This is a genomic window from Acinetobacter sp. 1566109 (assembly GCF_000582255.1).
Lineage (GTDB): Bacteria > Pseudomonadota > Gammaproteobacteria > Pseudomonadales > Moraxellaceae > Acinetobacter > Acinetobacter nosocomialis.
This window is the reverse complement of the sequence record NZ_JEYB01000009.1, coordinates 57,271-68,697: the sequence shown is the minus strand read 5'-3', so window position 1 is coordinate 68,697 and position 11,427 is coordinate 57,271. Positions and strand designations below refer to the sequence as shown.

Below are 11,427 nucleotides of genomic sequence, written 5' to 3'. Positions count from 1 at the left end.
ACAATAAAGATTTAAGGTTAGTGATTATGTCCAGCGTGTGGATCAATTTGAGTTGGGTTTTCTAAGCTACAAGTACTATTGCCTTGCCAATCAATGGCTATAGTTGGATGTTCAATAGAAAATTTGGATTTTAGCTCATTCTCAATGTTGAGAGTTAATGTCGCGAGGTCAACTCCATCTTTGGGTTTGACATGCAACGTTGCCATAGATCTACCTGATGTAATCATCCAAATATGTATATGGGTAATTTTTTCAATACCACTTACATTTTTCAAAAGATATTCAGTGATCTCTTGGGCATTAGCATTCTCAGGAGCACCCTCAAGTAAAATATGAAGAGTACGTTTAAATAAAGACCATGCGCTGCGTAGTACAAGTAAAGAAACTAGAACAGATAAAATTGGATCGATAGGAGTCCAGCCTGTGTACCAAATCACTATGGCAGCAATAATTGCTCCAACAGAGCCGAGTAAATCGCCCATTACATGGAGAATAGCTCCTTTAACATTGACATGTTCTGTATCGCCTCTTGTTAAGTACCATAAAACAAATAAGTTAACGAGCATACCTATAATAGCAACGATAAACATCGGTCCTGCCATGACAGGTTGAGGTGATTGAAAGCGTTCAATAGCCTCATAAATAATCCATCCAACGATTGCGAATAATGTAAGAGAATTCATTAAGCCAGCAATAACTTCGAATCGCATGTATCCAAATGTTTTTGAATTATCTGCAATGCGGCGACCGAAACGAAAGGCAGCATAAGCTAAACCTAAGGCAACGGCATCTGTAAGCATATGCCCTGCATCAGCCAGAAGTGCGAGTGAACCAGAGATGATTCCTCCAGTGGCTTCTACAAGCATGAACCCGAAAATGATAAAAAACGAAATCAGAATTTTTCTTTCGTTTCCGTTACTCACATCAGGAACATGTGAATGATCATGACCTTCATGCGAATGATCATGACATTTATGATTGTGATCGCGTTGATTACTCATGTATAAAAACCTAACATGTATATATTTTTACATATGAATATATGTTCATATGTAAAAATTGTCAAATTTAATTTATTAATTTTAATATAATCAATGGCATGTGCCATTTTTGAGCTAATAGGGAATCAAATTTTCTAAAGTAATACTGTTTTTACTTATTCTAAGAGAAATTTCTACTTAGGATAAAATGAATAATTTGACAGTCTAATACTGGAGGGATATTGCATGAATTTAATTTCCATAGACGGAGGTATGTTTTATAAAGCTGAAAAAACGGACTATTAAACTTATAGAAATTCACTTTTTAATAATTCATATAAATATATGTTCATTTGTATAATCTATTCAGATCACCCTATTGACCTTCCAATTATTGGAAACATTAGCATGTGTGCAACTGCTACAGAAACCTATCCAGAGTGATGTAGCTTTGCATAAAAGGTGAATATCATGAAAAAACGAATGACAGCGGTTGCTGTAGCAGTAGTGATTGCTATCTCAGGTGGTCTGCTGTACACAGCAAAAAATATATCGGATCAACCCAAGCAACAAGCTAGTTCAGCTCAAATGCCTATTCCTCAGGTTCCAGTTGCGGAAGTAATTACACAAGAACTTAATCCAACTGCCGAATATACAGGCTACTTATCGGCACCACAAAGCGTTGAAATCAAGTCCCGAGTCGGTGGTGTCATTAATAGTGTTAGTGTTCCTGAGGGCAGTTATGTTCGTAAGGGACAGGTATTATTTAAAATTGATCCTGCACCTTTTCAGGTTGCTCTGAAGACAGCCCAGGCACGACTGAAAGCAGCAGAGGTTCAGTATAGCCAGGCTGTTCTGGATTTTAACCGGGCAAATAAACTGGTCGAAAGTGGTGCCGTCTCCAATAAGGTTTATGACGATGCACTGGCAACCAAAAATAACCGTCAGGCTCAAGTACAGGAGGCTCAGGCAGCCGTCAGTGCAGCGAAGCTGGATTTATCTTATACCAATATTACAGCACCGATTTCAGGACGTATTGACCGTGTTCTTGTCACCAGTGGTAACTTGATTGCAGGTGGAAATACAGGCAATGCCACAGCCTTAACCACCATCGTTTCAGTCAATCCGCTGTATGTTTATTTTGACCTTGATGAAAAAACCTTTCTCAATCTAAAGGGACAAAATAAATCTGGACAATTCAACTTGCCAATCGAAATGGGATTGGCAAATACAGAAACTTATCCTTATACAGGGAAATTAAACTTTGTAAGTACTCAAATTGACCAGCGTACAGGGACGCTACGGGTTAGGGCATCTATTACCAATGATTCAGGTGAATTAGCACCAGGTATGTTTGCCAGAGTTAAGCTGACCACTGGAAATAAACAGTCCACCATTCTGATAGATGATCAGGCGGTGGGTACAGATCAGGGCAATAATTTTGTTCTGGTTCTTGGTTCGAATAATACGGTTGAATTTAGGCCTGTAACACTTGGCTCGGTCGTTGATGGATTGCGGATTATTAGCAGTGGTCTGCAAACTGGCGATAAAGTCATTATTAAAGGGCTGGTTCGCCCAGGAATGCAGGTCAAGCCAAATATCGTTCCAATGCAAACGCCTACTCCGACTGAAAGTGCCGCACAGGGGAAATAAGCCATGAAGAATTTCCCTCATTTCTTTGTTAATCGGCCAATATTTGCGGTCGTGATCTCTGTGCTGATCGTCATTCTCGGTGCTTTATCACTGTTTAAACTGCCATTGAGTGAATATCCAGCCATTACACCACCGACTGTACAGGTCATGGCAAGTTATCCTGGTGCCAACCCCAAAATCATTGCCGAGACGGTTTCCTCCCCTCTGGAACAAGCCGTGAACGGTGTTGAGAACATGTTGTATATGAGTTCTCAAACCGCAGCCGATGGCAAGATGGTACTGACCGTCACCTTTAAACAGGGTACAGACCCTGATAAAGCACAGATACAGGTACAAAACAGGGTTTCTCGTGCATTGCCACGCTTACCTGAAGAAGTTCAACGCATTGGTGTGGTCACTGAAAAAACCTCACCCGATATTCTCATGGTCATCAATTTGGTGTCATCCAACAAGAATCATGATCCACTATATTTGTCCAACTATGCACTGTTAAATGTGCGTGATGAGCTTGCACGTTTACCAGGTGTTGGAAATATCGAGATTGGTGGTGCTGGTGAATATTCGATGCGTGTCTGGATTGATCCTGAAAAAGTGGCTGCCCGTGGTTTAACCGCCAATGATGTGGTTGCAGCCATTCGTGAACAAAACATGCAGGTTGCTGCGGGTTCTGTTGGTCAACAACCAAATACAACATCGGCCTATCAAGTTACTGTTAATACGCTGGGACGTTTAACCACTGAAGAGCAATTCAGTGAAATCGTGGTTAAAGCTGGTGACACTGGACAAATCACACGCCTGAAAGATGTTGCACGAATTGAACTGGGTTCTGATGCTTATACCATGCGAGCTTTACTGGATGGTAAGCCAACATCTGCCTTACAAATCTTTATGACACCAGGTGCCAATGCACTCGATGTTTCAAGTGAAGTCCGTGAAACGATGGCAGAATTGAAGAAAAGCTTCCCTGACGGTGTGGATTATAAAATTCCTTATGATCCAAATATTTTCGTAAAAGCTTCTTTGAAATCAGTCATTACCACTCTGTTAGAAGCCATTGCACTGGTTGTGCTTGTTGTCATCCTGTTCCTGCAAACATGGCGTGCATCCATTATTCCTTTAATTGCCGTTCCCGTTTCACTGATTGGTACGTTTGCAATTATGTATTATTTCGGCTTCTCCCTAAATACATTGACCTTATTTGGACTGGTACTGTCGATTGGTATTGTGGTCGATGATGCAATTGTGGTGGTGGAGAACGTAGAACGGCATATTGCATTAGGCGAATCACCAAAAGAAGCTGCCCGTAAGGCAATGTCTGAGGTGACAGGGCCAATTATCGCGATTACTGCGGTTTTATCTGCTGTATTTATTCCATCGGCATTTCTTACAGGATTGCAGGGTGAGTTCTATCGCCAATTTGCCTTGACCATTGCGATTTCAACCATCTTATCTGCAATCAACTCTTTAACACTTTCACCAGCTTTAGCAGGTATCTTGCTTAAACCACATCAAGCTGGAAATAAAAAACGTGATTTAACCGAACGCTTATTTGGTTGGTTCTTTAGAGGATTCAATCGGTTCTTTGATAAGGCATCGGACAAATATGTAGGTGCAGTCCGCAAGGGGGTACGTTTAAGTGCCATCATGCTGATTTTGTATGTAGGTTTTCTTGGCCTAACTTGGTTAGGTTTTAACAAAGTGCCGCAAGGCTTTGTTCCTGCACAGGACAAGTATTATCTAGTTGGTATCGCCCAGTTACCTACAGGCGCATCTTTAGACCGCACAGAAGCTGTAGTTAAACAGATGACGGAAATTGCACTGAATGAACCTGGTGTGGAAAGCGTCATGGCATTCCCAGGCTTTACACCAAGTGGTCCAGTCAATGTACCAAACTCTGCCTTGATGTTTGCCATGCTTGATCCATTTGAGGCTCGTCAGGACCCCTCATTATCAGCAGGAGCAATTGCTGGAAAATTAATGGGTAAATTCAGTCAGATTCCTGACGGATTTGCGGGCATCTTTCCACCACCACCAGTACCTGGCTTAGGTTCTATGGGCGGATTCAAGCTACAAATTGAAGATCGGGCTGGTTTAGGCTTTGAAACACTGGCACGTGTACAGGGCGAGATTATGGCGAAAGCCTCTCAGACGCCTGAACTTGTCGGTATGCTTGCGAGTTTCCAGGCAAATGCTCCACAGATTGAAGTTGATATTGACCGTGTAAAAGCGAAGTCACAAGGTGTACCACTGACCGATATTTTTGAAACACTACAAATCAATCTGGGGTCAATCTATATCAATGACTTTAATCGGTTTGGTCGTACTTATCGTGTAATTGCTCAGGCAGATTCCCCATTCCGTATGCAACCAGAGAACATTAATCTGTTAAAGGTGAGAAATGCAGCGGGAGACATGATTCCGCTTTCGACCTTTGTCACGATTAAGCGTAGTTCTGGCCCTGATCGTGTTATGCACTATAACAGTTTCCCATCAGCCGATATTAGTGGTAACGCTGCATCAGGTTATTCATCTGGTCAGGCAACTGCCGCAATTGAAAAAATTGTGCAGGAAACATTGCCACAAGGTATGACCTATGAATGGACCGATCTGGTCTATCAGGAAAAGAATACAGGCAATACTGCGGTCATGGTTTTTGCTCTAGCAATTATTTTGGCGTTCCTTTTCCTTGCAGCTCAATACAACAGTTGGTCAATGCCTTTTGCAGTATTACTTATTGCACCAATGGCCTTGTTATCTGCGATTGTAGGTGTTTGGGTAACTGGTAGTGATAACAACATCTTTACCCAGATTGGCTTTGTTGTTCTGGTGGGACTTGCTGCAAAAAATGCCATCTTAATTGTGGAGTTTGCCCGAGCCAAAGAGGATGAGGGTTTGAATCCTTTTGATGCAGTACTTGAAGCAGCCCGATTAAGATTACGCCCGATTCTAATGACCTCAATTGCATTTATTGCTGGTGTGATACCACTGGTATTAGCCACAGGTGCTGGTGCAGAAATGCGTCATGCCATGGGTATCGCTGTTTTCTCTGGAATGCTGGGCGTGACAATCTTTGGTTTGCTGTTTACACCCATTTTCTATGTCGTCATTCGTAATTTTATTCTGCGTAGAGAACAGGCCAAAGCACTGGTACAGGAGGGTTCAAAATGAAAAATTTAACACTTCATTTAAACCGATACACCTTCCTCAAGAAAATGAGTGTACTAACCACTGCCACTATTCTTGCAGGATGTTCAATGGCACCCATATATGAGCGACCTGTCTCTCCTGTGTCGGAACACTATCCAACAGGAGAGGCTTATCCAGGGCTGCAAGTGAACAATGGAAAGCAAACAGTCGCAGCCGATATTGGCTGGCGTGACTTTTATACCGATCCTGTCTTACTCCAACTCATCGATCATGCATTGAAAAACAATCATGATTTTAAGGTGACAGCTTTAAATGTTGAGGCGATAGAAGCACAGTATCGTATTCGTCGTGCTGACCGTTTACCGCATGTGGGTGTTACCGCAGAGTCAGCCAGTCAGCGTTTACCGTCTGATCTTGCTTATAACCCCCGCATGTATCAGGTTGGTGTTACTTCGGTCGCATGGGAAGTCGATTTATGGGGCCGAGTACGCAGTCTGAGTGATCAGGCTTTACAGAACTATTTGGCTTCTAAAGAGGTCCAGACAGCATCACAGTTAAGTCTGGTATCCGCAGTTGCTAATGCTTATCTGGTCTATAAGGCCGATCAGGAAACGTTAGGTTTAACCAAGGCGACTTTGGCGACACAGCAGAAATCCTATGACTTGACCAGGAAACTTGTTGATGTTGGTAATGCAACCCGATTTGATTTACGTCAAGCTGAAATAGGACTGCGCACCGCACAAACCAATTATGCAAAATTCTTGCGTATTACTGCACAGGATCGTAATGCTCTGGTGTTACTTCTGGGTTCACCATTAACACAGGAATTGGCGGCCCAATTGGACCAGTCCCCCAAAATTCCTGATCAGGTTGTTATGCAGGATATACCAGTTGGTTTGCCATCGGATCTACTTCAACGTCGTCCAGACATTCGTGCCGCAGAACATAAGCTTCAGGCTGCGAATGCAAACATTGGAGCAGCCCGTGCAGCATTTTTTCCATCCATTACCCTAACGGGTTCGGCGGGGACGGCAAGTTCCAGTCTGGATAATCTATTTAATGCAGGTACAGGTGCATGGAGTTTTATGCCCAAGATTAACTTGCCCATATTTAATGCAGGTTTAAATCAGGCAAATCTGGATCGCTCACACATCATGAAGCAGATTGAAGTCATCAACTATGACAAATCTATTCAAACAGCTTTTCGTGAAGTTGCTGATGGGCTGGCTGGCAAGTCCACACTAGATGAACAGATCAAATCGCAGCAGCAAATGATTGCGGCCAGCCAGGATGCCCATAAGTTGGCAACCTTACGTTTTGATGCTGGTGAAGATAATTATCTCGCAGTCCTCGACTCACAACGAACTCTGTATGCATCTCAGCAGGCACTTATACAGACCCGCCTGGAACGCCTGAATAATCAGGTCAACCTCTACAAGGCATTAGGTGGAGGCTGGAATGAACATACCGTACAGATTGAACGTAAATCTTTGAAATAGCACATCGATGGAATTCATCTTTTGATGGAAAGAGATGAATTCCTGACAAGATGAAACAGAATATGAGGTCATATAAATGAAATTTATTATCCATGATATAGAAAACTTCCCATTTGTTGAGTTTAAGCAAGATCAGGCAGTTCCAGGTTATTCACCTCAATGGCAGTTGGAAATGCAGGAATTCTTGGAAATGAGCAGTCCGTTTGTGATTGTTTATGATCAATTATCAATGCAAGAAACACCTGAAGACTTTAAACAACGTGGTCTTTGGCTTAAAAACCATAAAGATGAACTTAATCAGTTATGTAAGGCAATTATCTGCATTGAACCTGATCAGGAAAAAAGAGTTGCCATCAGAAAGATGACGGAAATGGCTGTAAAGGCATTTGGCATTCCTTATGAAATCGTCAATACCAGGGAAGACGCCGAACGGATTGTGGATGAACTTATTCAAGTCTAAGGTGAATATGATGAACACTATTTATATCAATCAATTGAAGCAAGATGTTGATGGTCAAGGGAAAAAATCAAAGCCTTTTTTCATGACATTCTTACTCATTCTTATGACGTTAGGATTAGCTTCAATTTCGCATGCAAAAGCACCGATCAATACAGCTTTGGAAACCGTGGAGAGCTATCTTAATATCTGGAATGGTACGCAGCCAGATGACCTGACTAAAGTTCTTGACACGAATGTTGAGTATTTCAATACAAGTAATGAAGAAAACCGTAAAGGTACAGCATCTGTAATTGAGGTACCCAAGTTTTTATTAACAGTCATTCCTGATCGGAAGATGACGCTTACATCCCCGCCACTCATTGTTGGTGATAAGGTTGCTGTCGAATGGCAGCTTCAGGGAACCCTCAATAAAAAAGACCAGTCTGGTAAAAAAGACGCAAAAGTAATCACTTTTAAAGGTGCTTCATTTTTTGAGGTTAAAAATAATAAGATTATATACATCGGTGATTACTACAACAATCATCCATTGCGTAGTCAGTTAGAGCCATAATCAGGAGTGCTATAAAATGTCTTCGCACAACCATACACAAGATCACAAACATAACCACTCTGGGTGGTGTTTCAAAAAGTATGCTGAAACAAAGCAGGTTGAATTTTGATAAAATAGAGAAATGCGAATAACTCTAGAAATCAAATGTCCAACCTGCCTCAGTGACAGTATAAAGAAAAATGGCATCAAAGTAGATGGGAAACAAAACTATCAGTGCAAAGACTGTAAACGTCAGTTTATTGGTGACCATGCTCTGAGCTATCTAGGATGTAATTCAGGCATTACTCGAAAAATATTACAGTTGATGGTCAGAGGTAGTGGTATACGAGATATCGCTGAAGTTGAGCGAATCAGTATCGGTAAAGTTTTACGTACTTTAACCGAATCGACCTACCAAATTCAGCCTAAACAAAGTCATTATGAGTCTCTTGAAGTTGATGAGTTTTGGACTTTTGTGGGAAATAAAAATAATAAACAATGGCTTATTTACGCCTACCATCGAGAAACAGGTGAGATTGTTGCTTATGTTTGGGGTAAAAGAGACTTAGCTACAGTTCAACGATTGAAAACAAAGCTTAAACAATTAGGTATTCACTACACCCGAATTGCAAGTGATCATTGGGACAGTTTCATAACTGCTTTTAAAAACTGCAAGCAAAGTATTGGTAAATTTTTTACTGTAGGTATTGAAGGTAATAATTGCAAAATAAGGCATCGAATTAGGCGTGGTTTTAGAAGGAGTTGTAATTTTTCAAAAAAGATTGAAAACCATTTTAAAGCTTTCGACTTAACCTTTTTTTACATCAATAATGGCTTCATTTAATGTCAGCATACTTTTTGAAACACCACCGAAATTTATTGTTGAAGCGATCCGTTGTTTATGGTCTCCTCAGCAAATAGCAAAGCGTTTAAAGACATTTCCTGATTTGGATCAAACAATGAATGTAAGCCATACAACGATTTATTCAACGATACGAGCATTACCCAAGGGTGAGTTGAAAAAAGACTTATTATCCTGTCTGCGTCATGAAAATAAAAAGCGAAAAGCTAACGGTGAACCTAAAAAAGATTCTATATTACAGGATATTAAAACTATTCATGAGCGCCCAGCCGAAGTTCAAGAAAGAAAAATACCGGGTCATTGGGAAGCTGATTTAATTAAAGGTAAAGACAATAAAAGTTCGATAGCAACACTTATTGAACGAAATACACGGCTCTGTATCTTGGCAACATTACCTGATGCAAAGGCAGAATCAGTGCGCAAGGCTTTAACTGAAGCTCTGAAATATTTACCTGCAGAACTGCGTAAAACGTTGACCTATGACCGTGGACGCGAGATGTCAGAACATAAAATACTCGAAGAAGATTTAGGCATAGATGTATATTTCTGTGACCCACATTCACCTTGGCAAAAAGGCACATGCGAAAATATGAATGGTTTAATTAGGCAATATTTACCTAAAGGGATTGATTTAAATCAGGCAGATCAGCATTATTTAAATCAAGTTGCCATGTCACTGAATACTCGTCCTAGAAAGGCGTTAGATTGGCTTACACCATTAGAGAAATTTGCTCAGCTTGTTGATTATCATATGGCTTTTGAAACTGTCGCACCTCATGTTTGAATTCGCCTAGGTTTAGACAGGCCTTATTGGCAGCCTCCAGAATCCCCAACTGAGCCTTATCAACTTAAATGGAATACAAGAACTGATGTATTTAAAGATAATGGCAGCCCTGTATCAACAGATAGATTTCAATCGGACGAATATAAACATATATCTGGTGTGTTTGTAATGACTGCACGAGAAGATTACGGAATTAGCCTTTCTGTATATGGTGATGAAAAAAATGTAGGCTTATTGGTTAAGAACTTAAATAGTAATAATATTCTGCCAGATGGCCTACTTAAGACACGCACTTATGATAGTAATGAATTGCGTAAGTTAATAGATCCAACTATGCGTAAGCCAATAACTAGTTTAGTTACCCGCACTTTACATGGGCAGTATTTCTTCATGGTTCAGCATCTGAACAAACTTTCCCAAGAACATGTAATAGAGGAATCGTAGTAGAAAATAAATTTAATGAAAAATACAAATACAAAAGATATGGCTGAAGTTTTTTAAAAGTTAGGAATACATTTGACTATTTTGAAGCAATTTACTCTTCTTTTAGGTGTTATTAACTTTTTTAATTTTGTCGCACAGTTCTTTGTAATGTCGCATAGTTCATTGGAAATGACAGCCGCCCCCAACTAGTGCAATTGCTGATGCTGTATGGTGGGGTGCACGAAAAGGACGCTGCCCAAAAGTATGGGGCGTATTTGAAATCGAATAAATACTAGCAACTTCAAGCGTTTCTTGAGTAGAAAGTGGTGGCAAAATTGAAGGAAGACGTGAGGCGAGTAAAGTCTTCCCTGTGCCCGGTGGTCCTTTAAAGAGCAAGGAGTGCCCTCCAGCGGCTGCAATTTCCAATGCACGACGTGGGCGTAGCTGACCTTTTACATCTGCAAGGTCAAATTTATACGGCATGTCATTTGAGCGGGAAGATGATTGCACCTGAGATAGCTTAGTATTTCCTAAAAAGTGTTCACAAACTTCTTTTAAATGACTAACCGGATAACACTCAAGATTTGGTAAATGACTAATATCCTGACTATTATCTTGGGGTAAAACAATTTTATGCTGGGCTTGCTGGCATGCCATGGCCAAAGTTAAAGCGCCTGAAACTGGTCTTACATGACCATCTAGTGCTAACTCTCCAATAAATTCAAAGTCTTCAGTGCAGTTCTCTGGAAGCTGACCTGAGGCAATTAATATCCCTAATGCAATCGGTAAATCTAAACGTGAACCATCTTTGGGCAAATCTGCGGGAGCAAGATTAATAGTCAGCCGTTTAGTCGGAAACTGAAATCCACTATTAATAATGGCTGAGCGAACCCTGTCCTTACTCTCCCTGACTGCTGCTTCAGCAAGCCCTACGATCGTTAGAGAAGGTAAGCCTTGACTCACATGTACCTCTACTTCAATGAGAGGCGCATGTAAGCCTAAAAGTCCCCGAGTATAAATTTTAGAAAAAGACATCTTCTTGTTCCATTGTGGTGCTTAATTTTTAATCGTTGTAAAGTATAAGTGCGCT

General features: G+C 40.9%; 8 protein-coding genes and 2 pseudogenes. 8 read left to right on the top strand and 2 right to left on the bottom strand.

The window, feature by feature from the left end; genetic code table 11:
- Nucleotides 1-17: 17 nt before the first annotated feature.
- Nucleotides 18-1,001, bottom strand: coding sequence for a cation diffusion facilitator family transporter (locus tag J582_RS10190; RefSeq protein ID WP_032047825.1), 984 nt, complete (start codon nt 999-1,001; stop codon nt 18-20).
- Nucleotides 1,002-1,451: 450 nt separating this feature from the next.
- Between J582_RS10190 and J582_RS10185 the strand changes: the two genes are divergently transcribed.
- The 8 genes and pseudogenes from J582_RS10185 (at nt 1,452) to J582_RS10155 (ending at nt 10,358) form a co-directional block, all read left to right on the top strand.
- Nucleotides 1,452-2,633, top strand: a complete 1,182-nt coding sequence (locus J582_RS10185; protein ID WP_023187985.1) for an efflux RND transporter periplasmic adaptor subunit — start codon at nt 1,452-1,454, stop codon at nt 2,631-2,633.
- Nucleotides 2,634-2,636: 3 nt separating this feature from the next.
- Complete coding sequence (locus tag J582_RS10180; protein ID WP_008942230.1) at nt 2,637-5,801, top strand: efflux RND transporter permease subunit; 3,165 nt, start codon at nt 2,637-2,639, stop codon at nt 5,799-5,801.
- Nucleotides 5,798-7,279 (top strand): efflux transporter outer membrane subunit, encoded by a 1,482-nt coding sequence (locus J582_RS10175; RefSeq protein ID WP_008942231.1) that lies wholly within the window; start codon nt 5,798-5,800, stop codon nt 7,277-7,279. The genes J582_RS10180 and J582_RS10175 overlap by 4 nt, the downstream gene beginning before the upstream one ends.
- A 76-nt stretch (nt 7,280-7,355) precedes the next feature.
- Nucleotides 7,356-7,739 carry a hypothetical protein gene (locus tag J582_RS10170; protein WP_008942232.1) on the top strand — a complete coding sequence of 128 codons (384 nt, stop codon included), beginning with the start codon at nt 7,356-7,358 and terminating at the stop codon, nt 7,737-7,739.
- 10 nt (nt 7,740-7,749) lie between these two features.
- Nucleotides 7,750-8,289, top strand: a complete 540-nt coding sequence (locus J582_RS10165) for a nuclear transport factor 2 family protein (RefSeq protein WP_017396455.1) — start codon at nt 7,750-7,752, stop codon at nt 8,287-8,289.
- A gap of 121 nt (nt 8,290-8,410) precedes the next feature.
- Nucleotides 8,411-9,112 (top strand): IS1-like element ISPa14 family transposase, encoded by a 702-nt coding sequence (locus J582_RS10160; protein WP_001223318.1) that lies wholly within the window; start codon nt 8,411-8,413, stop codon nt 9,110-9,112.
- 28 nt (nt 9,113-9,140) lie between these two features.
- Nucleotides 9,141-9,914 (top strand): annotated as a pseudogene (locus J582_RS0104535) (IS30-like element ISAba125 family transposase); the annotation flags it as partial.
- 168 nt (nt 9,915-10,082) lie between these two features.
- The gene (locus J582_RS10155; RefSeq protein WP_032047823.1) at nt 10,083-10,358 is read left to right on the top strand and encodes a hypothetical protein; all 276 of its coding nucleotides are present in this window, start codon (nt 10,083-10,085) and stop codon (nt 10,356-10,358) included.
- Between the two features lie 168 nt (nt 10,359-10,526).
- Here J582_RS10155 and J582_RS10150 read toward each other — a convergent pair.
- Nucleotides 10,527-11,372, bottom strand: a pseudogene (locus J582_RS10150) (YifB family Mg chelatase-like AAA ATPase); the annotation flags it as partial.
- Nucleotides 11,373-11,427: the final 55 nt, after the last annotated feature.